This is a genomic window from Nocardia sp. NPDC055002, from assembly GCF_053608825.1.
In genome coordinates this window covers 183,597-210,131 of the sequence record NZ_JBSGWE010000002.1, presented here as the reverse complement: position 1 = coordinate 210,131, position 26,535 = coordinate 183,597, and the positions used below count along the sequence as shown (strand labels likewise).

The following is a 26,535-nucleotide window of genomic DNA, read 5'->3' as shown; positions in this document are numbered from 1 at the left end:
CCGGCGTTCATGATCGACCCTCGCCCGACGTGGGCGGGCCGAGACTGGTGCGGATCGCGGCGACCACATCGGTACCGAGGTCACCGATTTCGACCGGCACGTCGTCGAGCGGGTCGGGGCGGCGTTTCTTGACCGCCACCTCGTCGCCCGGCGACCACACCGGAAGCACATCGGACTCCACCAGAGTCCATTCCTCGAACCACGGCACCTGCCAGACGTGCCCGGCCAGCGAGCCGACCACCTCCCGGTAGCGCCGGATCTCCGGCGCCATCCGGCCGGGGCGCGCGGCGACGGTGATCAGGCCGAGAACCAGTGCCGGGCCGGCCAGCCCGGCGTGGTGCTGGCGCAGCAGATCGTGCGCGCGGGTGAGTCCGGAGATGGTTTCCCTGGCGACCAGCACGACATAGGGGGATTCACGGTCGAACACCCCGGGCCAGCGCCCGCGCGCGTCGGCCGCGGGGGCCAGCACGTGCGACAGCGTGGTCGCGCCCGCGCCACCGTGCACGCCGAGCAACCACACCAGCGGCGCCCGGCCGACCCCCGGCACCGGGCGCTCCCAGATCTTGGCGCGCAGCGATTCTGGCGGCGCGACTACACCGGCGGGGGCGTCCGGTTCACGACGACGACGAAGATTCATGGCTGCCGTCATGATGCCACCCCCGCGAGCAAGCTCGCATACGCCGAACGCGTCGTCTCGGCCAGCTCGGCGTGGCGGACGAGTTCCCCGCGCGCGAGATGCGGATCGTAGGGAATCTCGACGACCTCGCGCACCCACCCCGACAGGTGTTCGCGCAAATGCTCCGCTACGCGCGAGTCGTCGTGCGAATACTGATGCGAGACAACGATAGTAGTGTCGGCGACCACACCGGCACCGTCGTCGCCGTAGTGGTCGTCGAGCCATTCCAGGGTCACGCGCAGCCGGTTGGCGGCGTCGACGCGGGCCGGGATGGCCAATACCAGTGCGATATCGGCGTCGTCGAGCAGGGGCCGCAGTTGCCGTCCGGCAATCGGGTTGCCGCCGTCGTAGACCGCGGTGTACCCGCCGGTGTCCAGCGCCCGCGCGACAGTGAGAAATGTCGCGCGACGGCGCAGCGGGGTCGCGTCCCGCCAGAGCAGTCCGAACCCGGAGGTGGAGCGGGACAGGCAGTCTTCCAGGGGTGCCGGTTCGTCGTCGCCCCGGCCGTACACCCAGGACTGCAGGTTCACCGGGTGCAGGTGCTTGTCGGCCCCGCGCAGCGCGATGTCGCTGCCCGCCGCGGTCGCGTCGACCGCCACTGTCGTCGCACCCGCGGTGACGAGCTCCGCGGCCAGTCCGAGCGCGGTCGTCGTGGTGCCCGCGCCGCCGCAGCCGCCGACCACCAGGATCGGCCTCCGGGTGCCGTCGCGGCGCTCACCGTTGCGACGCCGCAACCGCACCACCGGAGCCGGATCACGCGCCAGGTCATCGGACGGGTCCCCCTCGGGGGCCTCGTCGAGCCATCGGCTCCAATCGTCTGTCATCGCCTCTCCTTACCCTGCCGCGATGCCCGTGATGAGCGTGCGATCGCCGACCAGCGCTGTCCGCACCGATTGCTTGGTGTAGGTGGCCGGTGCGCCCGCGGGCCGGAACTCGGTGACCTCCACCGTGAACCGGTCGGCCGCGACGGTGGTGATCCGCACGCAGTGGGTGGTCCCCACCGGGATGGTGTCGATACCGCGCTGGATCACGGCGGCTGGCGAGACATCGGCGTCGGGGGTGACCACCGCTCTGGCCTGCTCCCCCGATCGGGTCACGTAGTAGGCGTACTGGAAGGCGAGAACGGCGTCGGGGCCCGAGTCGGTGCCGCCCGCTTCGGCGCTGCGCAGCACGATCTCGGTGCGTTCGGTCGGGCACGATCCCGCGGTGTCGGCGGTCAGGTTGCCCGCGGTGAAGTGCAGGGGCGGGGCGGTGTCGCGGGCGGTGTTGCTGTCGCCGCGCCCGAACAGCAGGAAGAACACCCCGGTCGCGGCGAGGACGAGGACGAGGACCGAGACCGCGAGAACCACCCACGTGCGCTGACGTTTCCGGCTCGCGCGCAAGGCGCCGGAGGGCTCGAGCACCCGGGCGTTGTCGTATTCGTCGGCGGCGGCCTCCGGCCAGGGGAACTGGACGAGTTCGGCGTCGTAGTCGTCGTCGGGGCCGGGTGCCGGTTCGGCGACCCAGTCCGACCAGCCGCCGGTGAAGTCGCTCCGGCGCCCGGCGAGTTGCGCGGGAGGCGGTGGAGCGGGCTCGGGCGCATGCTCTGGTTCGGCCTGGTACGGCCGCTTGTCGTTCTCGGGCGCGGCCCAGCTCGCGGATTCGGTTGTCGCGTCATGGAACTCGGTGGCCCGGCTGAACGGGTCGCCGACTTTCGGCTCGGACTCGACGTTCCCACCGTGCGGGTCGTCGGCAACTTTCGCCTGATGGCCGGCCTCCCGGCTGGGCGAGCCGCCGGTGGCGGTCGGCTGAAAGTCGAGGGCGAGGCTGAACGGCTCCGGCTGCCGCTCCCCTGCCGTGGCGTGATCCGGCGCCGGCTCGGCGATCGGGGCGGCGTCGGGATTCGTCGAATATCGGTCGATGCTGTCGTCGTCGCCCCCCACCGGTTCGGTGGTGTCCGGGCGCACGGGGGCGCCGGTCTCGGTCTCGGGCTCCAGCGCCGAGTACCAGCGCGACAATTCGTTGTACGACTTCAACATTCCCCCCTTTCCACGGCGCCGGGCACAGTTCGCATCGAAGACCTCTCGGTGATCAGTTCACAGAGAACGGACGGGTGGTGGGTGCGGTGGTTACGGGTGTCGCGGCAGGCGGAGTCGTCGCGCCGCCGGATGAGGCGCCATCGGCTCCTGTCCCGAACGGAAATTGTCCCCCACCGGAGGGTTTGGTTGTCGTAGACGCGCCGGTCGGGCTCTGGAATATTCCCATACCACGCGAGTCGGACCCGCCGACCGGTACCGCTCCCTTCCCGGAAACGCCTGCCGCGTCGTGGGCGAGCGCGGCGAACCACCGGCCGACGTACTCCGTCGGGGTGGCGCCGTTCGCGCCGACGCCCATGCGCGAGTAGGCGTCATGGCGTTGCAGCGTGTCCCAGTAGCGCACCCAGGTGGTGACGTCGAGGAGTTCGGCGTTGTCGGTCACATTCTGCTGGACCGCGGTGAACGCCTCGTTGACCAGCCGGACCCCGGTGGTCGGCGGCACCAGTTGCGGGACCGCGCCTGCCAGTTTCGTCCCGAGCAGCGTGAGTCCGGCCAGCGGATTCGACAATGTGGCCGTGGCCAATTCGCTGATACTCGCCGGGCTGATCACCGACTTCACCACGGTGGCGACGGCATTGAGGCCGATCATGCCGACCTTCAGCAGCGCCTGATACGCGGCGTTCATGTCGAGCTTGCTGTTCGGGTCCGAGGCATCGGACACTCGCTGTGAGATCGACTTCTTCGGCGAGATCGACACGTCGGCCAGGGTGGCGCCGGAGATGTCCTCCTCGACCACCGCGGTGGCGGTTTTGATGGAGGTGAACGCCAGCGCCTGCGCGATCGAGGTCAACGAGCCGATCGGATCGCCGCCGGAGAGTTTCGACTGGCTCATGAGGTTGGTGACGGCACGCACGATCGGCGCGCCCTGCGGTGCGTCACACGCGAGATCGCCTGTGGCACAAAAGCTTGCGACACGACCGGTGAGTTTACCGAAGTCATCGGTCTGCTCGCTCTGCGGGGCGAGCCCACCACCGGAGGCGACCCCTTGACGCACGGCACCGATGTTCGCCACCGCGTCGCCGGAGGTTCCCGGCGCCGCCAGCGGTGCGGTCCGGTCGGGCGCGCCGGGAAACAGTGGCGCGTTCTCCGCACGGGTCGGGTCGGCGAACAACGCGACCGCGGCGACCTTGTCCGCGGACAGTGCTCCGGTGCCCGCTCCGACCTCCTGGGCGAACAGCGAGGCGACGTGGGCGCCTTGGGAATAGCCGACGACCGCGAACCGGGTGTCCGGGCAGCGCTGCGCCACCTGGGTCGCCATCGCGCGAAGTCGTTCCAGGCCCCCGGCCACCGATTCGGTGTACGGCACCGCGCCGCCCTGGACCGCACCGCCGAAACCGGCCTCATAGGGCACGTACGCACGATCGACAAGTCCCGGGTCGGACGCACCGGCCAGCATCGGACGGAACACCGTCGACAGCATCCCGGTGTCGGTGCTGGGCGCCGCGTCGGGCGAGGACTCTCCCGTGCCCTGAATTCCCAAGGCATACAGTGCCGGACACGCGGCGATGGATACGTGTGTAGACGGCGTGGTGGGTGTACCGTCTTCCGCGCCGGCCACCCCCGCCGTAACCGACAGCGAAGCGACGGTGAACGCGATCAGCGTCCCCGTGAGTCGTGTCGTGCACCGAGCCATATCGATCCGCATCACAGTCCGTTTCGGCTGACCAGTGGAGCGTTGAAACGCACTAAACCGTAACAGATTCCGGGTAACCCAACCGCTGCCCTAATCGGCCCTTTCGCTGCCCCCGGCAAACCCGATGCGACCAGCAACCTTTCGGCGATCACCTGGGCAGACAGCGGCCCGGGCACCCTCGCGAGGAGAGTGCCCGGGCCGTAGTCGGGTCAGGCGGCGGAGGTCACCCGGTACACGTCGTAGACACCTTCGACGTTGCGCACCACATTCAGCAGGTGACCGAGGTGTTTGGGGTCGCCCATCTCGAAGGTGAACTTGCTGATCGCGACGCGGTCGCCATGGGTGGCCACCGAGGCGGACAGGATGTTGACCTTCTCGTCGGCCAGCACCTTGGTCACATCCGAGAGCAATCGGGTGCGGTCGAGCGCCTCGATCTGGATCGCGACCAGGAACACCGACGAGGGTGAGGGCGCCCATTCGACCTCGATGATCCGCTCCGACTGTTCCTGGAGGGAATCGGCGTTGGTGCAGTCGGTGCGGTGCACGCTCACCGCGCCACCACGGGTCACGAAGCCCATGATCTCGTCGCCCGGCACCGGCGTGCAGCACTTGGCCAGCTTCGCGACCGTTCCCGGCGCACCGGGAATGAGCACTCCCGCGTCACCGGTGACACGCTGACGGGCCGGCGTGGTCGACGGTGTCGACCGCTCGGCCAGCTCGTTCTCGACATCGCCGATGCCGCCGAGCTGGGCCATGAGCCGCTGCACCACGTGATGCGCCGACACCTGGTGCTCGCCGACCGCGGTGTAGAGGGTGGAGATGTCGCTGTAGTGCAGCTCGTGCGCGACCGCGGTCATCGCCTCGACACTCATCAACCGCTGCAGCGGCAGCCCGACGCGGCGGACCTCCTTGGAGATCTGCTCCTTGCCGCTCTCGAGCGCTTCCTCGCGCCGTTCCTTGGCAAACCATTGGCGAATCTTGGCTTTCGCACGTGGGGACACCACGAACTTCTGCCAGTCGCGACTGGGTCCCGCGTTCTGCGCCTTGGAGGTGAACACCTCCACGACTTCGCCGTTCTCCAGTTGCCGTTCCAGCGCCACCAGGCGGCCGTTCACCCGCGCGCCGATGCACTTGTGCCCCACCTCGGTGTGCACCGCGTACGCGAAGTCGACCGGAGTGGACTTCTGCGGCAGCGTGATCACATCGCCCTTGGGCGTGAACACGAAGATCTCCGGCGACTTCAGGTCGAAGCGTAGCGATTCGAGGAACTCCGCGGGATCGGCGGCCTCCCGCTGCCAGTCGAGCAGCTGACGCATCCACGCCATGTCGTCGACTTCGGCGGCGTCACCGGAGTGCTTGCCCTTGGTCTCCTTGTACCGCCAGTGCGCGGCGATGCCGAACTCGGCGGTCCGGTGCATGTCCTGCGTGCGGATCTGCACCTCGAGCGGCTTGCCGTCGGGGCCGACCACCGTCGTGTGCAGCGATTGGTAGACGCCGTAGCGCGGCTGCGCGATGTAGTCCTTGAACCGCCCCGCCATCGGCTGCCACAGCGAGTGCACGACGCCGACCGCGGCGTAGCAGTCGCGGACTTCCTCGCACAGGATCCGCATGCCGACCAGGTCATGGATATCGTCGAAGTCTTTGCCCTTGACGATCATCTTCTGATAGATCGACCAGTAGTGCTTGGGCCTGCCTTCGACGATCGCGTTGATCCGCGACGCGGCGAGGGTGTTGGTGATCTCCGCGCGCACCTTCGCCAGATAGGTGTCACGCGAGGGCGCGCGATCGGCGACCAGGCGCACGATCTCGTCGTATTTCTTGGGGTGCAGGATCGCGAAGGCGAGGTCCTCCAGCTCCCATTTGACCGTGGCCATCCCGAGGCGGTGCGCCAGCGGCGCGATCACCTCGAGGGTTTCCTTGGCCTTCTTGGCCTGCTTCTCCGGCGGCAGGAAACGCATGGTGCGCATGTTGTGCAACCGGTCGGCGACCTTGATCACCAGCACACGCGGGTCGCGGGCCATGGCGATGATCATCTTGCGGATGGTCTCGGCCTCGGCCGCCGCGCCCAGGTTCACCTTGTCGAGCTTGGTGACGCCGTCGACGAGGTGGGCGACTTCCTGCCCGAACTCTTCCTTGAGCTGTTCGAGGGAGTAGCCGGTGTCCTCGACGGTGTCGTGCAGCAGGGCCGCGACCAGGGTGGTCGTGTCCATGCCGAGCTCGGCCAGGATGTTGGCGACCGCGAGCGGGTGCGTGATGTAGGGGTCGCCGGACTTGCGGAACTGCTTGGCGTGGCGTTCGTCGGCGACGTCGAAGGCGCGCTGGAGCAGGCCGAGATTGGCCTTCGGGTACAGCTCGCGGTGGACGGTGGCCAAGGGTTCGAGCACCGGCTTGACCGCCGCGATCCCCCGTTGACCGGTCATCCGCCGAGCCAGCCGCGCACGAACCCGCCGAGACGCCGAACTGGGCACCGAGGCTGTCGGGGACTGCTTGGCGGTTTCGGGGGTCTTCGCCGGTGCACCCTGGCTCGGCGTGGCGCCGGTGGATTCCTGCCCAACCTTCGCCTCGCCCAGTTGTCGAGTCATGCCACCACCTCTCACGCTGCATTCGGACCGTGTCGGCCGAGTGCTGCAACCGCCCAGGTCCTCACTTTAGTCCTCGTACCGACCTGGTGTTCGAGTCACCGGGGTCACAGGCCTGCGGCTAATCCGCCTCTTCGCGGTTTCTGCCGGTTGTTCCCGGGCAGCGTAGTGAGTTTCCGGGCCTGCGGATAGGGCGAACCTGTCAGCGCTCATCGCCTGGCGTCGGGCGGGCGCGAAGACTGTGGCCGTCGAGACGGCCGGGCGGGGCAGCGAGGAGGTCGAGGACGGTGGGCGTGAGGTCCACCAGGGTGTGGGCGCTGGTCACGGTGCCCGGGGTGAAGTCGGGGCCGCGGGCGATGACGAAGTTGGCGGTTTCGGCGGGGGTCTGGCCACCGTGGCCACCGGTCGGGAGGTGGCCGTGGTCGGTGGTGACCAGGACGGTCCACTGTTCGTGGGGATGAGCGTGCGCGCGCTGGTCGACCGCCGCGACGATCTGGCCGACGAGCCCGTCCACCCGGCGAATCGCGGCGAGATAGGCGCGGGACGCACCGCCGTGCTGGTGGCCGGCCAGGTCGATCTGGTCGAGGTGGGTGAAGACCAGATCGGGGCCGGAACGCTCGATCGCGGACACCACTTCGGTGGCCGTCGCGGCGTCGGTGGCCGACTCGTCGGGATCGTCGGCGACGGGTGCGGTGGTGAGGGCGATGTCGGCGCGCCGGTCACCGGTGGCGGCGATCGTCGCGATCTGGTGCCAGGTGCCGATGGACACCGTGTGCCGAGTGGGGTCGGCCCGTTCGATCCGGGTGAACACGCTCGGGTGCGCCAGGAACGGACTCGCGTCGAATTCGTTGCCGGTGATCCCGTGCTCGGTGTCCCACACCCCGGTCAGCGCGCTCGCCCACGACGGCCCGGAAATCGTGATGTGCCCCGCGATGTTCCCCTGCGACAGCAGCCCTTGCGCGGCGAGGCGCCGCAATCGCGGCGCCTGTGCCGCATCGGCCTTGTCGAACATCAGCCCATCGATCCCGATGACGACGACCTTGTTCACCACCTCGCCCACCCCGCGCCGCGGAGCACCGAACGCGGCCGCCGCGTCGACCCTCGCCCCCGCGTCGTCGAACGCCGCCACCGAGCCTGCCGTCGATCCCACCAGCGGAATCGTCACCAACGCGGTGACCAGCGCCGCGAGCACTTTCGCCGGAGCCGACATCTCGCGCATGTCCTCACGATGCGGGATCGGCGCCGTCGCGGTGAGGCCGACGCGACGGTGTTCATCGACGTTTCATCGGTTTCGCACGCACCGGACGCCTCGCTGAACAACCCGCGAACCACAGGTCGACCGAACGGGCGATCGGAATTCCGCCGCCTCGGCGCGCACGCCGAAATACTGCCGCAGGCAAGCGATCTCACCGATGACAGCACCGAGCGCGAGTCGGAAATCCGTTCGCCGCGGCTCAGTTTCCGTCGACGTCGAACGCCCACACCACAGCGGGGCGCCCGGTGGCTTTCACCCGGCGACGTTCACCGGTCCGGCCGAGCCCCGGAATCGCGGCGAGCGTGCGGTTGAGGTTGGCCGGGTCGGGACGTGTGCCGTGGAGTGAGGTACTGAGATCGACCGCGCGGGTGGCGGGAAACTCGGTGCCCGCCAGTGCTCGGGTGAGCGTCGCGTCCTTCCACAGGAGTCCGGCCAGCAACGCACGGCTGGTATCGACGATGCGATTGTGGTCGAACGCCAGCGGCGGGACCTCGTCGAAGCCCACCCACTCCGCGGGTCCCTCGTGCTCGGCGACCACCGCCCACATCGCGATCGCCAGCGTCGGCCCGCGCGGGTCGCGGTGTGGTTCGTCGAACGTGACGAGCTGGCCGACCGCGCCGATCGCCGCGGCCGGCACCCCGAGTTTGGTGTGGACGGCGCGCCGGGCGGCGTCGACGAGACGTTCGCCGCGGCCGAGCAGCACACCCGGTAGCGCGAGTTCGCCGGTGAACGGCTCGAACTCACGGGGGGCGATGCCGATCCGGACGCCGCTGTCGGCATCCCAGCACCGCAAGGTCACCACATCGATCGACACAACGGATTGCTCCACGTCATCCCATCCTGCCTCGAGCTGCTCTGCTCCGGGCGCAGTGCGTTGTCACCGGCCGATACCGCGGTTCACGGTACGGATGCTCCGATTCTTCCCTGCCCACCGACATCGGCGGGCCGCTCCCTCCGGCCGGCGACGGAAGCCGCGACAGCGCGGTCGCGCCGATCCGGACCGTGCCCGGTCAGCACCACCGGTACCCGCAACCGCTCGGCCAGCCACGCTGCCGGGTCGGTGTCGATCGGCACGAGAATCGGTGTCGCAGCGAAGAGTTGGCCGGTGAGCCACTGCTGGTGATCGAGATCACGCCACCGCCCGGGGACCAGTTCGGCCGATCTGCCCGCCGGCGTCTCGTATGCCTGTGCGGCGCGGAGGGTTCCGGGCATGTCGAGGTGGTTGACGACCAGCCCGTCGATCCCGCCGCACACGTCGACGGCGTAGCGCAGCAGGATCGGATCCAGGTGTCCCTGCCGAAACGCACCCTGATAATGCCCGGTGCCGTTGTGCGGTTCGGGAAAACCGAGCGGCGCTTCGGTCGGCAGCGGACCCGCGCCGTGCCGGGTCATATAGGTGCGGGTGACGCCGAGAACCGCGGCGGTTCCGCCGATGTCGCGGATCATGGCGCGGGCGTTGCGTGGCTCGACCGTCGACCAGGTGGTGTGCGGGTGCAGGCCGCGCCACTCGTCGAGCAACACACCCTGCGCGCCCTCGAACACCAATCGCCCATCGTGCGCGGTCCGGGCGAGTTCCTCATCACCGGTGATGCGGACGGCTCGCGCGAAATCGCCGTACATCGCCACCAGGGCATCGATCGATTCGTACCCGTGCACGCTCGGGCCGATGAGGTCCTCGTAGTGCGCCGCGAGCCGATCCAGTTTGGCGCGCAGCACGGCCGGCGCCCGGCAGTCCGCCACGGTCGGCGCGTCGTTCTCCAGTGCGTACCAGGCTGTTTCACCGATACCACGGCCGCAGGAACCGTGCCGCGAAGTACCCCTCGCGTCCTCGCGCGCACGGTTCGCCGCGATGTGGATCGGTGTGGTCAGCAGGGCGCGGCCGTCGACGGCGAGCAGGCCGAGCGGGTCGTGAACACCGACCGCCGCCAACTGTTCGGACTCGGCGGCGAGCGCGATCGGCTCGACCAGCGTGTACCGCGACAGCAGCGTCGGGACCCCCGAGAAAGTCCCCGATCCGAACTGCGCGAAGGTGTGGTGGCGACCGTCGGCCACGACGTTGTGCGCGGCCTGCGCACCGCCGTTGAACCGCACCACGGCCGCCACCCCGAGATCGGCCTCGAGCGAGCACAACCAATCGACCGTGGCGCCCTTGCCCGCGTCACCGAAGCCCAGATCGACGACGACGAGGTGGCGGCCACCGAACAGCGGGCTCATCGCCCCGGCGGCAGCGCGCGCCGCGTCGGGCCGGGCTTCGAGCCGAGCGCCCGGCCGACCGCATCGGCCTCGTCACTCGATCCGACGTCGCGCAGATCGGCCAGACCGGTGTCGAGATCGACCCGGTCCTCGCCCAATCCGATGGTCAGCGCGATCAGTTCGCAGACCGCGCCGGGGTCGTCGAGTTTCAGGAAGTTCTGCCCGAGCAACGCCCGCCAGTGTTCGGCGATCTCCGGATCCCGGTAGTACGACGACTGATTCGGCAGGATGTAGTACACGTGCCAGCGCTGCTCGAGTTCGCGGTAGATCGACTCGACGGACACGTCGCGGCGCACATGATCGCCGATCACCGCCCTGATGTGCCGGGCGGCCAGGCGAGGCTTGTTCAGCTCGTCGCCGATCAGGAACAGATACCCCTTCTTGCCGCGCTTGTCCCAGGCGTCCGTCGCGACATGCTCGGCTATGAAATAGGCGGCCAGCTCATAGCTTTCGGACTTCTGTCCGCCACCGCCGCCCTCGAGCAGGATCGCCCGCAGCTGTTCGTCCATCCGGTTGTCGGATTCGAACTGCCCGACCTGCAAGGGCACCCGGTCGGTGTCGGCGTCGCCGATCGCGCCGAACAGCACCTGCGGGTCCTGCGCGTACCCCTTGTTCTTCAGCAGCCCGTGCAGTTTTCCCAGCTTGTCCTGCATGATGCGCGGCACCCGGCCCATCGACCCGGTCACATCGAACAGCACGGCCACCGGCAGCGAGTTCCCGTGCTCGGCCGAGTCCCGGCACTCGCGCTTGCCGACTCCGAAGGGGTCGAGCAGGGGATGCGCGCACCACGTGTCATACGGCTTCGCCCGCATCTCGGCCGTGTACCCGAAATCGTCCACCCCCTGCCGCGCCCGATACGTCTTGCCCGCCCGGTAGGCGGTGTCATCCCAGTTTCCGTACCCCATCCGAACCACGCCCTCTCGCCTTGATCGTTGTTTTAGTCTATTCAACCAAAACAACGATCGTCAAGGCGCTGGGGCGAATTCGTCCGAGTTGATCAGCAGGAGGCAGTGTCGTCCGGCAGCGGCGTCAAGCGCGTAGCGACGAGAACGACACCGGGACCGGACCGACCGCCCGGACCGGCATGCCAGGTGACATTGTCCGAGGTGAGCGGAGCGGCGCATGCTCGACAGACGACGACGCCCTCGGTCACCCGACCGCAGTCGCGGTGGACCACCGACAGCGGCGGCCCGTCCTCACCGGCCAGCCAGCGATCCCCCCACGCCAGCAGCATGGTCAGGATCGGGTAGAGATCGCGACCGCGGTCGGTGAGGACGTACTCGGTGCGGGTCGGGTTCTCCTGGTACACCCTGGTTTCCACGATCCCGTGGTCACACAGGGTGCGAAGACGATCGGTCAGCACATTGGACGCGATGCCGAGGTCTCGACGCAGGTCCTCGAAGCGGCTGATGCCGAGGAACAGGTCGCGCAGGATCAGGGGAGTCCACCGCTCCCCCACGATGCCGACGGTACGGGCGATCGAGCACGCGATATCGGCGAGGTCCACTTTTGCCACAGCACCGAGGGTAGTCCATTGCTTTTTGCAAGTCAGCTGTTTACGGTCGGGAGGCACCTGGAGGATTCACCACAGAGGAAGGTGTAGTTCCCATGCCCGACGCCCTTGCCGATCCGGTGTCCACCGATTCGGTCGCCCGATTCCGGCGCGCGACCACCGACAACGACATCCCCGCCCTGCTCGACACCTTGACCGACGATGCCGAACTCATCTCACCGGTGTCGGGGCGGCTCGTCTTCCGTGGCCGAACCGACCTCGCCCCTTTGCTCACCCTCGTCTATCGCGCGGTCAGCGATCTGCGATGGACCGACACACTCGGCACCGGCGACACCCGAGTCCTGTTGGGCGAAGCCAGGTTCGGGCCTTTCCGGATGACCGAGGCGATGGTGCTCGACCTCGATTCCGGCGGCCGCATCCGGCGGATGCGCCCACACTTGCGCCCCTGGCTCGCGCTCACCGCGGTGGCGGTGTGGTTGGGCCCGAATCTGCTCCGGTATCCGGGAGCGGTGCGCCGGGCCGCGAGTTCTGGGCGGTAGCCACCGGTCCGTCTTCGACCAGGCCGTCCGGGGTGAGCTCGAGCCTGCGGGTGACCCCGATGTCGTCGAGGAAGCGTTCGTCGTGACTCACCACGATCAACGCACCCTCGAAACTCGCCAGTGCCTGGGTCAGATGAGCCAGGCTGGGCAAGTCGAGGTTGTTGGTGGGCTCGTCGAGCATCAGCAGCCTGGGGGCAGGTTCGGCGAGCAGCAGGGTGGCCAGGGCGGCGCGCAGTCGTTCGCCGCCTGAGAGCGCGGCGGCCGCGATGTCGGCGTCGGCGCCGCGGAACAGGAAGCGCGCGAGCTGACCGCGGATCTGTTCCGGTGTCGCGTGCGGTGCCGCGGCGGCGACATTCTCGAACACCGTTCGCGTTTCGTCGAAGACATCGAGACGCTGCGGCAACAACCGCCACGAAACCTTCGGCCCCTCGGCGACGATCCGACGCAGCAGGGTGGTTTTGCCCGCGCCGTTACGCCCGGTCAACGCGATCCGCTCCGGTCCGCTCACGCGCAGGTCGACCACCGGGCCGTTGGCCAGCTCGACCTGCCGCAGGTCGAGCACATCCTGTCCCGGATACAGCCTGGTGCCGGGGAGCTCGACGCGGATCTCCCGGTCCGCGCGCACCAATTCCTCGGCGTGATCAAGGGTTTCGCGGGCGGAGTCGAGTTTGTCGATGTGGGAGTTGCGCAGTTTGCCCGCCGATACCTCCGCGGCGTTCTTGCGCAGTCCCGCGACGATTTTCGGTACCCGCTTGTTGTCCTGCATCTTCTGCGCGAAGCGCGCCCGCCGGTCCAGTTTCGTTCGGGCGTCGACGAGTTCGCGCGCCTGCTTGCGCACATCGCTGCGCGCATCGCGAACGGCGGCGCGCGCCGCTTCCTGCTCGGCCTCGATGATCCGCTCGTAGTCGCCGAAACCACCACCGAAGGAGCGGATTTCGCCCGCGCGCAGTTCGGCGATGCCGTCCATCCGATCGAGCAGTTCGCGATCGTGGCTGACCACGATCACGGTGCCCGCGAACTGCCGGATCACCTCGTAGAGCCGCCCGCGGGCGACCGCGTCGAGGTTGTTGGTCGGTTCGTCGAGCAGCAGCACGTCGGGTTCGCGCAGCAGTTCGGCGACCAGGCCCAGCAGCACGGTTTCGCCACCGGAGAGGGTGTCCAGGGTGCGGTCGAGGTCGTCGACCGACTTGGCGACATAGTCGAGCCCGAGCTTGCCGAGCAGTGCGACAGCCTCGTCCTCGACCTGCCAGGACATGCCGACCGTGTCGAAGTCGGCGGGCTCGCCGGTGCCGCTCTCGATGCGGTGCAGCGCGCCGCGTACCTCGGCGATACCGAGCACCGCGTCCACCCGCTGACCGGTCCGCATGCCCAGGTCCTGCCGGAGATAGCCGAGGCTGCCCGGCACGGAGATCGACCCACGCACCGGCTTCAGTTCACCGGCGACCAGCCGCAACAGCGTCGATTTGCCGGCGCCGTTGCTGCCGACGAGACCGATCTGACCGGGCCCGACGACAGCGTTGAGCCCGTCGAAGACAGCGGTGCCATCCGGCCAGTGAAAGGTGAGATCGGAAAAGGAAAGAGAGGTCATGCGGATCCCCTGGAGGTGCGACGGAAACACGGTGCGCAGAATGCGGGCCGTCCGAGAGCGCTACCTCAAGAAATCAACGCATGGCTCCGATCGCCGGGAACAAGACCCTTCATTGATAACACCGAGCTACCCCGACGCGCCACCCCTTTTTTCCCTCCTGTGAGGCCCGTCATGGAAAAGCTAGCCTGGACGCGAGTCGCCATCTCGTCGGCGAACCCGGATCGAAGGAGTGCGATGGCGACGATTGTGGTGCGCAAGGCGGCCCGGCACGATGTCGACGCGGTGGCCGAGACGCTGGCCGCGGCGTTCCAGCACGACCCGGTGATGAGCTGGATCCTGCCGGACCCGGATCGGCGAGCCGCCGGCCTGCCCCGGTTCTTCGCTACGATGGCGCGCCACCTCTTCTTACCGGCGGACGCCTCCGACCTCGCACTGCGCCCCGACGACACGGTGGGCGGCGTGGCCCTGTGGACCCCACCGCACCATCAGAACCCGTCACCCTTGACCGAACTTCGCACGCTGCCCGGTATCTGGCGCGCGTTCGGCCGCCGCACACTGGCCGGCAAACAGGTGGGTGACCTGCTGAAGAAGAACCATCCGGCCGAACCACACTGGTATCTGGCGATGCTCGGCTCCGCCCCCGATGTCCGGGGCGGAGGTTACGGGAGCGCCCTGCTCCACAGCCGGCTCGACCGCGTCGACGCCGAGCACGCCGTCGCCTATCTGGAGTCCAGCAACCCGGTCAACGTCCCGTATTACGAACGCTTCGGCTTCGTCGTCACCGGCGAGTTGCAGATCCCGGGCGGCCCGGCGCTGTGGCCGATGCTGCGGGCAGCGCGCTGAGTCAGATCTTGACGATCGAGCTCACCGGGTAGTCACCCTGGTGCTCGCGGCCCTTCAGGAACTCGAGTTCCATCACCACGGCGGCGGCGACCACCTCGGCGCCGACCTCCTTGAACAGGGCGGCCGCGGCGGCGAGGGTGCCGCCGGTGGCGAGGACGTCGTCGAGCAGCAGAATCCGCTTGCCCTCGAGGTCGACGCCGTCGGCGGGGATTTCCAGTGCGGCGGAACCGTATTCGAGCTTGTACTCGCGTGAGACGACCGGCGGCGGGAGCTTGCCGCCCTTACGGATGGCGAGCACGCCGGTGCCGAGCGTCGCGGCGACGCCCGCCCCGAGCAGGAAGCCACGCGCGTCGACACCTGCCACGAGGTCGGCGTCGGGGGCGATGGCGGCGAAGCAGTCGATGACCGCGCGGAAGCCGACGGCATCGGCGAACACGGGAGTGAGATCGGCGAAACGCACACCCGGCGTGGGGAAGTCGTCGTGCCAGCGGGTCAGCCGGGTGACCGCGGCGGCCGCCTCGGCGGTGCGCTCACTGGCCTGATCGTCGGACTCGACCACCGCGTGCTTGCTCATCAACCCTCTTTCATCACGTGCGCTCATCGCTGCAACACCCAGCGATCCATGTTCCAGCCGGTACCGGCCTGTGTCGGCCCGGCGATCCCGTTCTGCATCCCGTTGCCGAACGCGATGATGCGCGGCGTCGCGAACAACGGAATGCTCGGTAGCTGCGCCCACAGCAGGTTCTCGGCCTCGGTCAGCAGGTTCAGCGTCGCGGTCGAGTTGGCTTCGCCCGCAAGCTGATCGGTGATCGCATCGTAGCGACCGTTAGCGAAGCCACCGAAATCGAGGCCGCTACCTGCCCGCAACGCGGCGAACGCGACAACACCCTCGCTCGACCCCGCGGGCCCCGGCACCGCGCCGGTTCCGCCGAGCACCGCGTCGACCGCGCCCTCGGGGAGCTTCACCGGGGTGAAGTCGGGCGAACCCGCGTCGACCACGGTGATGCCCGCGCCGCGGCACGTCTCGGCGATCATCGCCACGGTCTGCGCGCGACGGGCATCGGGACCCTGATACCCGATCCGCACCGTCGGCTGCGCCGTGCCGGAGGACGCCAACGTCGCGGTGGCCGCGGGGATGTCGGCGCCGCGATACCGATCGGCGCCGCCGATCACCGCCGGGTAGTACAGCGAATCCTGCTGCACCACATGGGCATTCAGCACACCCGCGCCGAGGCCGTGCGGCGCGGGCTCACCCGCCTTGCCCAGCGTGTCGAACAGTGCCTGGCGCGGCACACACTGTGCGAACGCCCGGCGCACCTCCACCCGTGAGAACACCCCACCGGTGGCGAGCACAAGCTGCTCGGCGCTACGGCTCGCCACCGTCTGCTCGTCGAAACCGTCGAGCTTCAGATCCGCGACCGACCCGGCCCCGAGATCGACGACCCCGAGCGCGTTCTCCTTCGCCTTGGCGGCGAAGTCGGTGCCCTTGGGCCACACCACGATCCGCTTCGTCTCGGGCGGGTCACCCCACCACTTCTCGTTGGCGACCAGCACCAAACCGTCCTTCGCGCTGAAGGATTCGATCCGATACGGCCCCGACGACGGGAACTTCGTCAGGTCGAGCGCCCCGGCCTTCACAGTCCAGCCGGTGTTCCAGAAGTCGGCGATCCGGCCGATCACCGCGCCGTCGCCGGTCTGCAGGGCGTTCACCACGTTCGGCACACCCACCGCCTGCGCCACCACATGGGCGGGCATCACCTCGGCCGCGGTGAACAGCGTCCGCCACGGCAGGTAGTGCTTGCCCGGCCGGAACACCACGGTGGCGTCCTTGGATCCGGGCTGGCAGTCGATCCGTTCGATCTCGTCGTAGCCCACGGTGCTCGCGGCGTCGAACAACGAGACGGGCCCACGGTCGCCGGGGCGGGTGAACTTGCCCGAGCGCGCCGACCACGCCAGTACCAGATCGTCGCAGGAGGTCTTCACCCCGTCGGAGTACACCCCGTCCGGGTTGAGCCGGTACTGCACCGTCTGCGTTTCGCCCGGCACTTCCTTGGCCGTGCCGACGTCGGTGTCGGCCACCTGCTGCCCGTCGGGTCCGGTGTAGAAGAACCCGGTCAGCACCCGGCCGAACACCGCCGCGGCGCCGCTGCTGGCGCCGAGCGTGCTCGCGCCGTTGTAGCTGGCGACCGCGGCGTCGACCGCGTACCCGATGGAAGGCACCTGGTTCTTGGTCGAGCACCCGGCCACCACGGAGGTGGTCACAGCCGCCGTGGCGAGCACGGTGATCAGTCGAATCGTGCTGCGTCGCATGATGAGACCCCCTGCTAGTCGGTCGTCAGTGCCTTCTCTGCTGCCGCTTCCCGCTCGGACGCGACCCTGGCCGCGGCGCACCGCTGCCGGTCGGTCGCGGGCCACGGGCGGCCGAAGCGCCCACCGGAACCCGAGCGCCCGCACCGACACCGGCGCGCTTGTCCAGGACCTTCTTGGTGTGCGCGGCCACCGGACCCCAGCGTTCCTTGATCGAGACCAGCACCGGCACGGCGAGGAAGAGCGAGGAGTAGGCGCCGACGATCATGCCGACCAGCTGCACCAGCGCGAGGTCCTTGAGCGTGCCGACCCCGAGCAACCACACCGCGATCACCAGCATGCCGATGATCGGCAGGATGCCGATCACGGTGGTGCTGATCGAACGCATCAGCGTCTGGTTGGCGGCCAGGTTGGCCTGTTCGGCGTAGGTGCGCTTGTTCAGGTGCAGCACGCCGCGAGTGTTCTCCTCGACCTTGTCGAAGACCACGACGTTGTCGTAGAGAACGTAACCCAGAATCGTGAGCAGGCCGATCACCGCGGCCGGTGTCACCTCGAACCCGACCAGCGAGTAGATACCCGCCGTCACGAACAGGTTGAAGAACAGCGACACGATCGCCGCGATGGACATGTCCCGTTCGAAGCGGATGGCGATGTAGACCATCGTCAGCAGCACGAACACCGCCAGCGCGATCAACGCCTTCTGGGTGATCTGCCCGCCCCAGGTCTCGCTGATCTCGGCGATGCTGATGGCGTTGCGGCTCACCTGCCCGGACGAGTCCTTGGGCTGGAATTCGTCGTAGAGCGCGGTCTGGAGCTGGTCGATCTGTGCCAGGTCGAGGGTTTCCGAACGCACCTGGATGGTGGCCGACTCCCCGGAACCGACCTTCTGCACCGACACCGGTCCGTGACCGAGCGCCTGCGAGTAGACGTCTTCCACCTCCTGGGTGGTGACGCCCTCGGCCGCGGGGATCTGGATCCGCGAGCCGCCCTCGAAGTCGATACCGAGGGTGAAACCGCGCACGCCGATGCTGAGCAGCGAGATCAGCAGCAGCACCGCCGACAGCGTGTAGAAGAACTTGCGCCTGCTGACGATAGGGAAGCCGCCGGTGCCGGTGTAGAGACGCTCGAAGAAGCCGTGCTTCGGGCCCTGTGTGGGCTCGTAGGAGTCCAGGTTCACCGATTCCTCGGTGGGGTTGTCGTTGCTCATCGTGACATCTCCTTCGACCTGGCCTGGCCGCGTTCCCTGGCGATCTGCTGAACCGAGCCGAGTCCGTTCACCGACGGCTTGGCCCAGAACGGCGAGCGCGAGGCGAGCATCAGCAGCGGTGCGGTGACCAGGTACAGCACGATCACGTCGAGGACTGTGGTGACACCGAGGGTGAAGGCGAAGCCCTTCACCTGACCGGCGGCGAGCAGGTACAGCACGACCGAGGCGATCAAGCTGACCGTCTTACCGGACAGGTTGGTGCGCTGAGCTCGCTGCCACCCGCGCGGCACCGCCGAGCGGAAGCTGCGGCCTTCGCGCATCTCGTCCTTGATGCGTTCGAAGAACACCACGAACGAGTCGGCCGTCAAACCGATACCGATGATCAGACCGGCGATACCCGCGAGGTCGAGGGTGAACCCGATCCACCGCCCGAGCAGCACGATGATGCCGTAGACCGCGATACCGGCCGCGATCAGCGAGAACCCGGCCAGCAGGCCGAGCATCCGGTACACGAGCAGGCAGTACAGCAGCACCGCGATCAGGCCGACGGCGCCGGCCAGCAGACCCGCCTTCAGCGAGGACAGGCCCAGCGTCGCCGAGACCGTCTCCGCTTCGGAGGTCTGGAACGACAGCGGCAGCGAACCGTACTTCAGCGTGTTGGCCAGCTCGGCCGCGCTGTCGGCGGTGAAGCTGCCCGAGATCGAGGTACGGCCACCCAGCTGCGGGCCCTGCTGCACCTGCGGCGCGCTGACGACCTTCGAGTCGAGCACGAACGCGACTCGCTTGTTGACGTACTCACCGGTCAGCTTCGACCAGGCGTCGGCACCGGCCGACTTGAACTCGAGGTTCACCTCGTGCCGGGCCTGCTGCGAGTTCAGGCCGGAGGTCGCGTCGGCGATCTCCTGGCCGTCGATGCGGCTCGGGCCGAGCAGGAACACCTCGGTGCCGTCCTGCGAGCAGGTGACCAGCGGCAGCGTCGGATCGTCGTTACCGGTCAGCGGGTCGGGCTTGGTGCAGTCCATCGCCGCCACGGCGACCTGCTGAACCTGCTGATCGGTGCTCTGACGCAGCGCCTTGGCGTCGGCGATCTCCTTGGCCTGCTGCTGCTGGGTGGTGAGCCCACCGGGCGGCGGCGTCGGCGTCGGCGGTGCCTGCGCGGGGAACACCCGCGACTGCGGCGCAGGGGTCGTCGCGCCCTCGGCGGGTGGGGTCGACTCGCCGGGCACGGGCGCCGGAGTCTCCGTGGCCGCCGGGGGCGCGGTGCCACCCGGTGGCGCGGTACCGGTCGCGGGCGGAGCCGCGCCGCCTGCCTGCGGCTCGGTCGCGAACAGCACCGGGCGGATGTAGAGCTTGGCGGTGGTGGCCAGCGCGCGTGCCTGCTGGCTGTCCTCACCGGGCACCGTGATGACCAGGTTGTCACCGTCGATGACCACCTCGGAGCCGGAGACGCCGAGACCGTTGACACGGCTCTCGATGATCTCCTGCGCCTTCTTCAGGCTGTCCTGGCTCGGCTTGTTGCCGTCGGGGGTCCGCGCGGTCAACGTGACGCGGGTACCGCCCTGCAGGTCGATGCCGAGCTTGGCCGACGGGGAATGGTCACCGGTGAAGAACACCAGCGCGTAGATCACGGCCAGCAGCGCGGCGTAGGCGCCGAGCAGCCGGAACGGATGCGCCGATCCTTGGGAAGGTGGCACAGCAGGTCATCTCCTAGGCGGGAAGTCGAGGCTGGATCGGTGGGCACAACGGTGCCCGGCCCGCAACGCCAGTGCGCCCGGGCGGGAAAAGGGACTGGTCAGTCCTTGGTCAGCCGGGTCTCGGTCTGTTCCACGACTTCCTCGACGGGCGCGTCGGTGACCTCGGGGGTCTCCTCGACCGTCTGCTCGTCGGCGCGCACCTCGCGGATCGCCTGGCGCAGCCACGTGGTGACCACCTCTTCGGCGATCTCCAGGTCGACGGTGTCCTCGTCGAGATCGACGACGGTGCCGTACAGACCCGAGGTGGTGACGACGGCGTCACCGACCTTCAAGGCCTCCTGCATCGTCGAGACCTTCTCGGCCTCCCGCTTCTGTTTGCGGATACCGAAGAACATCGGCACGAGCAGGGCCAGGATCAGCAGCGGAAACAGGAAGTCCATCGTCGAAGTCAGTCCCTAGTCAGTGGTGGACGTGCAAGTACGCCTGACAGTCTGCCAGTTCCCCGCCGCGGCGACACACCGGACACCGACGCGCACGTGAAACAGCCCCGGTCCGGCGGGTGCGCGAACCGGGGCCGAGGGGGTTCAGGCGATGCTGCCGTAGGTGTAATCGTCGAGCGGGAAGGTGACGGCCTCGCGGTGCGCGGCGGCGGTGCTGGTCGGGCGCAGCAGTGCCGCTTCCCCGTGCTGGTTGAAGTAGTAGCTGCGCGCGGATGAGCAGTCTCCGCCGTAGAAGACCGAGGAACCCAGCTTGTCGGTCATCCGGTCGAGGAATTCCGCGTTGGCTTCTTCGGTGACCTCGAAGGTCTGCTCGCCACGGCGGAACAGCTCGGCGAACAACCTGCCCATGTGCTTCATCTGGGCTTCGATGGTGGTGAAGTACGACAGCCCGCTGTAGGAGTAGGGGCTGTTGAGACTCAGGAAGTTGGGGAACTTGGGCACGGTGATGCCCTCGTAGGCCTGAAAACGGTTGTCGCGCCAGAACTTCCCGAGGTTCACACCGTCGCGGCCGATGATCTCGATGGCCGGGAAGTTCACGTCCCAGAGGTTGAAGCCGGTGGCCAGCAGCAAGGTATCGATCTCGGTTTTGTGGCCGTCGGCGGTGACGATGCCGTCGGGTTCCACATGGTCGATCGAGTTCGTTTCCAGCCGTACGTGCGGTTGGTTGAACGTCTTGAAATAGGTGTTGGAGAACGTCGGGCGCTTGCAACCGAAGTCGTAGTGCGGGGTGAGCTTCTCCCTGGTCTCGGGATCACGCACCTGCGCGAACAGGTGCGCCTTGGCCATCGCGGCGGCCGCCCGGTTCAACGGTTTGGCCTGCTTGTAGTGCAGCACGCCGACAACCATCAGCGCCTCGAGCATGCCGGTGTTGACGAGCCGAGCCGCCTTCTGCGTGAGCGGGACCTTGTCGAACAGTTCCCGCACCACCCCCGGAATCGGCGCGTCGACCTTGGGCACCACCCAGATCGGGGTCCGCTGGAACACGGTCAGCTCGTCGACCTTCTTCGCGACCTCGGGCACCAGCTGCACCGCGGTGGCGCCGGTGCCGATGATGGCGGCCTTGCGACCGGTCAGGTCGTAATCGGCGTCCCAGTCGGTGGTGTGGATGATCTTGCCCGCGAAGGACTCGATGCCGGGGAACGGCGGCGTGTAGGGCTGGGACAGGAACCCGGTCGCCGCGAGCAGATAGCGCGCGGTCAGCGTCTCGCCGCCGGCGATCGTCACCACCCACTGCTGGTTCTCCGCGTCCCAGCGCGCACCGTCGACGACGGTCCCGAACCGCATCCGCCTGCGCAGATCGTATTTGTCGGCCACGTGCTCGGCGTATGCCTTCAGCTCGGCGCCGGGCGCGAACAAGCGGGTCCAGCGCGGGTTGGGCTCGAAGGAATAGGAGTACGTCACCGAGGCGATATCGACCGCCAGACCCGGATACCTGTTCACATGCCAGGTGCCGCCCAGGTCGTCCTCCCGTTCCAGGATGACGAAATCGCGCAACCCGAGCCGGTCGAGCTCGATACCGGCACCGATGCCACCGAAACCCGCTCCGACCACGACCGCGTCGAACTGAGGTACCACGCCGAACCTCCACACTGAGATCGAGAATGCTCCTGTCTCAGAATGACACGTCATTCTGATTACAGCGAATGTAACATCGTCAAGGTGACGAAGCCACCCTCGCGAATCGACCAGCGCAAAGCCGAATTGCGCAGGGAGATCATCGATACCGCGTTCGACTGCTTCGCCGAGAAGGGCTATCACGCCACCGGAATCGCCGATATCGCCACGCGTCTGGGCATCGGACACGGCACCTTCTACCGCTACTTCGCGAACAAGCGCGACATCATCGACCATGTCATCGACGAGGTGAGCGGGCGCATCTTCGGCACGCTCGACAACGACATGGAGCCCGAGAGCGCCGCCACCATCGAGGAATACGCCGCGCTGATCGACCGGCTCAGCGATTCACTCAACCGCGTCCTGCTCGACGATCCGCGCACCGCGCACCTGTTGCTGTTCCACGCCACCGGCATCGACGACGAGCTCACCGACCGGGTGTACGGCCTCGTCGACGCCACCGAGATCCTCATGACGCGCTACCTCGATCACGGTGTGCGCGTCGGCTACCTGCGCGCCGATATCGATACCGCCAATACCGCCAAGGCGGCACTCGGCATGATCGTCGCCGGGCTGGTCGCGGGGATGCGAACCCCTGATCCGGCATCGATGTCGGTGTACAGTCACGCCGTGCGGCGGCTGTTCATCGATGGCGTGCGCGCCGCTGCCCGATAACGAAAAGCCGTGGGATAGAAGGGCAATCCTGAGACAATGACCGCTGTGACGCCCGACGATGTGAGCCGCACCCACTTCGCCATGCCAACCCTGGGGCATCGCGGCTACCACGCAGACGAGGTCGACGCCTTCCTGGAACGGGTTTCGGCCACCCTCGACGGGCAGGGCGCGCTCACCGCCGACGACATCCGCCACGTGCACTTCGGCGCCCCGCGCTTCGGCGGTCGCGGCTATCAGGCCGATCAGGTCGACGATTTCCTCGACCGGGTGCGCACCGAGCTCGAACATCGCCAGAAGGGCGGCGCCCCCGTTCCGGCAGCGCGCGCGGGCGACGATGTCGCCGAGATGCTCACGCCCGACGATGTGCACCGCATGCGGTTCACCCAGTCCGCCGTCGGCAGGCGCGGCTACCACGAGGAAGAGGTCGACGCCTTCCTCGACCTGGTCGCGGCGACCCTGGCCCACAACGGCCCCGGCAGCCTCACCACCGCCGATGTGCGCGGCGTCCGCTTCACCGACACCCGCCTCGGTACCCGCGGCTACGCCCGCGAAGAAGTCGACGCCTTCATCGACCTGGTGATCACCGCGCTGGAACACCCCGAGCGCCGACAATAATTTTGCGGCTGGCGCCGCTGGTTTTCGGCCTGGGAACCTTGATCTTCCCTCCCTACGGGCACTCCTTCGTCGCACCCTTCGGTCAGTCCAGATCAAGGCGGCCGAAAACCGCCATCCGCGGCTGCGCCGGTTCCTACCCTTGGATGCTGTGTAGTTCGGCTTCGCGCAGGTCGTCGGGGAACACGTAGCGGCGGAAGGCCCAGAAGCGGAACGCCATGGCCAGCAGGACGCCGAGGATCTGTCCCGAGATGAAGTTGGCGACCATCTGAACCGTCGGATCCACGTGCGGCACACGCAGATTCAGCGCGTAGAGCGACAGCGCCTGCGGGATCATGGTGACCACGATGCCCAGGGCGCTGACCGCGAAGAACAGGGCCGCTTCGTGACTGCGCTGCCGGCCGCCGCGGGCGTTGAACGACCACTCGCGGTTGAGGATGTAGGAGGCGATCGTCGCGATCAGCGCCCCGAGCAGGCGCGCGGTGAGCGGCTTGTCGCCGAGCACCGTCAGTTTCACCGCGTACACAACGCCCGTGTCGATGAACCAGGTGATCGCACCGACCACGGCGAATTTCAGGAGTTCCCGATGCTTCAAGAGCAGGGAACGCAACGGCTCGGGGAGTCGTTGCACCACCTCTAGGACTGCCACCGAATCGACAGTAGACGACGTTGCGGCGCGATGCCCGCCCGGAGGCGCGCTATCTCAGTCGAAGCGGTCGGCGCTCGGTTGCGGTTCGCGTCCACGCACTTCGATGGCACCGATGACCAGGTCGGGCGGCGGCACCAGACCGAGATGTTCCCAGGCGCCCGCGGTCGCCACCCGGCCGCGGGGTGTGCGGGCGACGAGTCCGGCGCGGACCAGGAAGGGTTCGCAGACCTCTTCCACGGTGGCCGCTTCCTCGCCGACGGCGACGGCCAGGGTCGATACACCCACCGGTCCCCCACCGAATCCACGCACGAGCGCACCGAGGACGGCACGGTCGAGCCGGTCGAGGCCGAGCGCGTCGACGTCGTAGACCTCGAGCGCCGCCATCGCGATGGGGTGGGTGATGATGCCGTCCGCCCTGACCTCGGCGTAGTCGCGAACCCGGCGCAGCAGCCGGTTGGCGATACGTGGCGTGCCCCGTGAGCGTCCGGCGACCTCGGCGGCGGCGTCGTGGTCGATCTGCACCCCGAGAATCCGGGCCGAGCGGGTGAGGATCTGCAACAGCTCGGCAGGGTCGTAGAAGTCCATGTGCCCGGTGAAACCGAAGCGATCACGCAGCGGACCCGTGAGCGCGCCCGAGCGGGTGGTGGCGCCGACCAGGGTGAACGGGGCGATATCGAGTGGAATCGAGGTCGCGCCGGGGCCTTTGCCGACGACCACGTCGACGCGGAAGTCCTCCATCGCCAGATACAGCATCTCCTCGGCCGGGCGGGCCATGCGGTGGATCTCGTCGATGAACAGGACGTCGCCCTCGACCAGGTTGGAGAGCATGGCGGCGAGATCGCCCGCGCGTTCCAGCGCGGGGCCCGAGGTGATGCGCAGGGCGGTGCCGAGTTCGCCGGCGATGATCATCGCCATGCTGGTCTTGCCGAGGCCGGGTGGTCCCGACAGCAGGACATGGTCGGGGGTGGCGCCGCGCTGACGCGCACCACGCAGGACCAGCGCCAGCTGTTCACGCACGCGGGGCTGGCCGATGAACTCGTCGAGCGAGGTGGGACGCAGGCCGGTTTCGGCTTCGCCGTCGGTGCTGAGATACCGGGCGGTGAGGTCGGATTCGTCGGTCTCGGCGAAGGTGTCGAAGTCTTCGTCCACGGTCTACCTGTTCTTGCCGAGCAGGCCGAGCGCCGCGCGCAACGCCACCGAGGTGGTGGCGGTGGGTTGGTCGGCGAGGACGGCGTCGACGGCCTGTTCGGCCTGCTTGGCCGGAAACCCGAGGCCGACGAGCGCTTCGGAAACCTGTTCGCGCACCGGGGTACTCGGCATTTCCGCACCGGGCGGACCGGTGGGAACGGCCACCTGGTTCACCTTGTCGCGCAGTTCGACGACCATCCGCTCGGCGCCGCGTTTGCCGATGCCGGGTACCCTGGTCAGCGCGGCGACGTTGCTCTCGGCCAACGCCTTTCGCAGTGCTTCGGGTTCGAGCACGGCGAGCACCGCCATCGCCAGGCGGGGGCCGACGCCGGAGACGGTCTGCAGCAGCCCGAACAGTTCGCGCGCTTCGGTGTCGGCGAACCCGAACAGGGTCATCGAGTCCTCGCGCACGATCATCGCCGTGTAGAGGCGGGTCTGCTCGCCGCGGGTGAGCCCGGCGAGTGTGGCAGGGGTGGCGTTGAGGCGATACCCGACACCCGCGGCTTCGATCACCACGTGATCGAGCGCGATCTCGAGTACCTCCCCGCGTACCGACGCGATCACCCGCGCACCACCTTCCGTTGTTCGGCGAGCCGTTGTTCGTAGCGGCGGCGGACCTCGTCCGCCTGTGCCTGCGCGGCCGCCATCCGGTCCATCAGCGGCGCCCGCCAACAATGACAGATCGCTAGTGCGAGCGCGTCGGCGGCATCGGCCGGTTTCGGCGCGACCTGCAATCCGAGAATCCGCGTCACCATCGCGGTGACCTGTGCTTTGTCCGCCGCACCGTTGCCGGTGACGGCCGCTTTCACCTCACTGGGCGTATGGAACGCCACCCGGATCCCGCGCCGCGCCGCGGCCAGCGCGATCACCCCACCGGCCTGCGCTGTGCCCATCGCGGTCCGCACATTGTGCTGGGCGAACACCCGCTCGATCGCGACAGCTTCGGGCCGATGCGTATCCATCCACTCCTCGGCGGCATCCGCGACGGCCATCAACCGCAACGCCAGCTCGGCGTCGGGCGGGGTCTGCACCACCCCCACGTCGAGGGCGACCACCTTCCGGCCCGGTCCGCTGTCCACCATGCTGAGCCCGCACCGGGTAAGCCCCGGATCGACGCCCATCACCCGCACCGGCC

At 68.3% G+C, this 26,535-nt stretch carries 25 protein-coding genes; 4 read left to right on the top strand and 21 right to left on the bottom strand.

Features of this window, described 5'->3' with window-relative positions; all coding sequences use genetic code 11:
* Positions 1 to 7: 7 nt before the first annotated feature.
* From ACWF99_RS08175 to ACWF99_RS08130, 10 genes are all read right to left on the bottom strand, one after another.
* Positions 8 to 649: a hypothetical protein gene (locus tag ACWF99_RS08175; protein ID WP_378626935.1), complete on the bottom strand. Its 642-nt coding sequence runs from the start codon at positions 647 to 649 to the stop codon at positions 8 to 10.
* Positions 646 to 1,500: a MinD/ParA family ATP-binding protein gene (locus tag ACWF99_RS08170; RefSeq protein ID WP_378626934.1), complete on the bottom strand. Its 855-nt coding sequence runs from the start codon at positions 1,498 to 1,500 to the stop codon at positions 646 to 648. The genes ACWF99_RS08175 and ACWF99_RS08170 overlap by 4 nt, the downstream gene beginning before the upstream one ends.
* Positions 1,501 to 1,509: 9 nt before the next feature.
* Complete coding sequence (locus ACWF99_RS08165; protein ID WP_452535486.1) at positions 1,510 to 2,694, bottom strand: hypothetical protein; 1,185 nt, start codon at positions 2,692 to 2,694, stop codon at positions 1,510 to 1,512.
* Between the two features lie 52 nt (positions 2,695 to 2,746).
* Complete coding sequence (locus tag ACWF99_RS08160) at positions 2,747 to 4,384, bottom strand: cutinase family protein (RefSeq protein WP_452535485.1); 1,638 nt, start codon at positions 4,382 to 4,384, stop codon at positions 2,747 to 2,749.
* A 209-nt stretch (positions 4,385 to 4,593) separates the two neighbouring features.
* Positions 4,594 to 6,966, bottom strand: coding sequence for a RelA/SpoT family protein (locus tag ACWF99_RS08155; RefSeq protein WP_101467044.1), 2,373 nt, complete (start codon positions 6,964 to 6,966; stop codon positions 4,594 to 4,596).
* Positions 6,967 to 7,165: 199 nt separating this feature from the next.
* The gene (locus ACWF99_RS08150) at positions 7,166 to 8,182 is read right to left on the bottom strand and encodes an alkaline phosphatase family protein (protein ID WP_452535484.1); all 1,017 of its coding nucleotides are present in this window, start codon (positions 8,180 to 8,182) and stop codon (positions 7,166 to 7,168) included.
* 235 nt (positions 8,183 to 8,417) lie between these two features.
* Entirely contained in the window at positions 8,418 to 9,047 is a 630-nt protein-coding gene (locus tag ACWF99_RS08145; RefSeq protein ID WP_452535483.1) for an NUDIX hydrolase, read from the bottom strand.
* A gap of 68 nt (positions 9,048 to 9,115) precedes the next feature.
* Positions 9,116 to 10,432: an adenylosuccinate synthetase gene (locus tag ACWF99_RS08140; protein ID WP_452535482.1), complete on the bottom strand. Its 1,317-nt coding sequence runs from the start codon at positions 10,430 to 10,432 to the stop codon at positions 9,116 to 9,118.
* A complete protein-coding gene (locus tag ACWF99_RS08135; protein WP_378658554.1) occupies positions 10,429 to 11,376 on the bottom strand; it encodes a hypothetical protein in 948 nt (315 codons plus the stop codon). The genes ACWF99_RS08140 and ACWF99_RS08135 overlap by 4 nt, the downstream gene beginning before the upstream one ends.
* A 92-nt stretch (positions 11,377 to 11,468) precedes the next feature.
* Entirely contained in the window at positions 11,469 to 11,987 is a 519-nt protein-coding gene (locus ACWF99_RS08130; RefSeq protein WP_452535480.1) for a winged helix-turn-helix transcriptional regulator, read from the bottom strand.
* A 92-nt stretch (positions 11,988 to 12,079) separates the two neighbouring features.
* Here ACWF99_RS08130 and ACWF99_RS08125 point away from each other — a divergent pair, with 92 nt between their 5' ends.
* Complete coding sequence (locus ACWF99_RS08125; RefSeq protein WP_452535478.1) at positions 12,080 to 12,523, top strand: nuclear transport factor 2 family protein; 444 nt, start codon at positions 12,080 to 12,082, stop codon at positions 12,521 to 12,523.
* Here the strand turns inward: ACWF99_RS08125 and ACWF99_RS08120 are convergent.
* Positions 12,441 to 14,111 (bottom strand): ABC-F family ATP-binding cassette domain-containing protein, encoded by a 1,671-nt coding sequence (locus ACWF99_RS08120; protein ID WP_452535476.1) that lies wholly within the window; start codon positions 14,109 to 14,111, stop codon positions 12,441 to 12,443. The two genes, ACWF99_RS08125 and ACWF99_RS08120, sit on opposite strands and share 83 nt — an antisense overlap.
* Positions 14,112 to 14,345: 234 nt before the next feature.
* On the opposite strand from ACWF99_RS08120, the gene ACWF99_RS08115 reads away from it, so the two are divergent.
* Positions 14,346 to 14,954 carry a GNAT family N-acetyltransferase gene (locus tag ACWF99_RS08115; protein ID WP_452535474.1) on the top strand — a complete coding sequence of 203 codons (609 nt, stop codon included), beginning with the start codon at positions 14,346 to 14,348 and terminating at the stop codon, positions 14,952 to 14,954.
* A 1-nt stretch (position 14,955) separates the two neighbouring features.
* Here ACWF99_RS08115 and ACWF99_RS08110 read toward each other — a convergent pair whose 3' ends face one another.
* From ACWF99_RS08110 to ACWF99_RS08085, 6 genes are all read right to left on the bottom strand, one after another.
* A complete protein-coding gene (locus ACWF99_RS08110; RefSeq protein WP_378626917.1) occupies positions 14,956 to 15,528 on the bottom strand; it encodes an adenine phosphoribosyltransferase in 573 nt (190 codons plus the stop codon).
* Between the two features lie 23 nt (positions 15,529 to 15,551).
* Complete coding sequence (locus ACWF99_RS08105) at positions 15,552 to 17,264, bottom strand: ABC transporter substrate-binding protein (RefSeq protein WP_452535472.1); 1,713 nt, start codon at positions 17,262 to 17,264, stop codon at positions 15,552 to 15,554.
* Between the two features lie 25 nt (positions 17,265 to 17,289).
* Entirely contained in the window at positions 17,290 to 18,468 is a 1,179-nt protein-coding gene (gene secF / locus ACWF99_RS08100) for a protein translocase subunit SecF (RefSeq protein WP_452535470.1), read from the bottom strand.
* Positions 18,465 to 20,162 (bottom strand): protein translocase subunit SecD, encoded by a 1,698-nt coding sequence (gene secD, locus ACWF99_RS08095; RefSeq protein ID WP_452535468.1) that lies wholly within the window; start codon positions 20,160 to 20,162, stop codon positions 18,465 to 18,467. Before secD ends, secF begins: the two co-directional genes overlap by 4 nt.
* 98 nt (positions 20,163 to 20,260) lie before the next feature.
* Positions 20,261 to 20,602, bottom strand: coding sequence for a preprotein translocase subunit YajC (yajC, locus tag ACWF99_RS08090; RefSeq protein ID WP_378658485.1), 342 nt, complete (start codon positions 20,600 to 20,602; stop codon positions 20,261 to 20,263).
* 144 nt (positions 20,603 to 20,746) lie between these two features.
* Positions 20,747 to 22,237, bottom strand: a complete 1,491-nt coding sequence (locus ACWF99_RS08085; protein ID WP_452535466.1) for a flavin-containing monooxygenase — start codon at positions 22,235 to 22,237, stop codon at positions 20,747 to 20,749.
* 84 nt (positions 22,238 to 22,321) lie between these two features.
* Between ACWF99_RS08085 and ACWF99_RS08080 the strand changes: the two genes are divergently transcribed.
* Together ACWF99_RS08080 and ACWF99_RS08075 are read left to right on the top strand one after the other, a co-directional pair.
* A complete protein-coding gene (locus tag ACWF99_RS08080; protein ID WP_378626905.1) occupies positions 22,322 to 22,951 on the top strand; it encodes a TetR/AcrR family transcriptional regulator in 630 nt (209 codons plus the stop codon).
* 36 nt (positions 22,952 to 22,987) lie between these two features.
* Positions 22,988 to 23,566 carry a DivIVA domain-containing protein gene (locus ACWF99_RS08075; protein WP_378626903.1) on the top strand — a complete coding sequence of 193 codons (579 nt, stop codon included), beginning with the start codon at positions 22,988 to 22,990 and terminating at the stop codon, positions 23,564 to 23,566.
* Between the two features lie 133 nt (positions 23,567 to 23,699).
* Here ACWF99_RS08075 and ACWF99_RS08070 read toward each other — a convergent pair whose 3' ends face one another.
* The 4 genes from ACWF99_RS08070 to ruvC are packed head-to-tail and all read right to left on the bottom strand — an operon-like array spanning position 23,700 to position 26,530.
* Entirely contained in the window at positions 23,700 to 24,212 is a 513-nt protein-coding gene (locus tag ACWF99_RS08070; RefSeq protein WP_378626902.1) for a GtrA family protein, read from the bottom strand.
* A 54-nt stretch (positions 24,213 to 24,266) separates the two neighbouring features.
* Positions 24,267 to 25,361 carry a Holliday junction branch migration DNA helicase RuvB gene (gene ruvB, locus ACWF99_RS08065; protein ID WP_378626900.1) on the bottom strand — a complete coding sequence of 365 codons (1,095 nt, stop codon included), beginning with the start codon at positions 25,359 to 25,361 and terminating at the stop codon, positions 24,267 to 24,269.
* A 3-nt stretch (positions 25,362 to 25,364) separates the two neighbouring features.
* The gene (gene ruvA, locus ACWF99_RS08060; RefSeq protein ID WP_452535463.1) at positions 25,365 to 25,964 is read right to left on the bottom strand and encodes a Holliday junction branch migration protein RuvA; all 600 of its coding nucleotides are present in this window, start codon (positions 25,962 to 25,964) and stop codon (positions 25,365 to 25,367) included.
* Positions 25,961 to 26,530 (bottom strand): crossover junction endodeoxyribonuclease RuvC, encoded by a 570-nt coding sequence (gene ruvC / locus ACWF99_RS08055; protein ID WP_452535955.1) that lies wholly within the window; start codon positions 26,528 to 26,530, stop codon positions 25,961 to 25,963. Before ruvC ends, ruvA begins: the two co-directional genes overlap by 4 nt.
* Positions 26,531 to 26,535 lie beyond the last annotated feature (5 nt).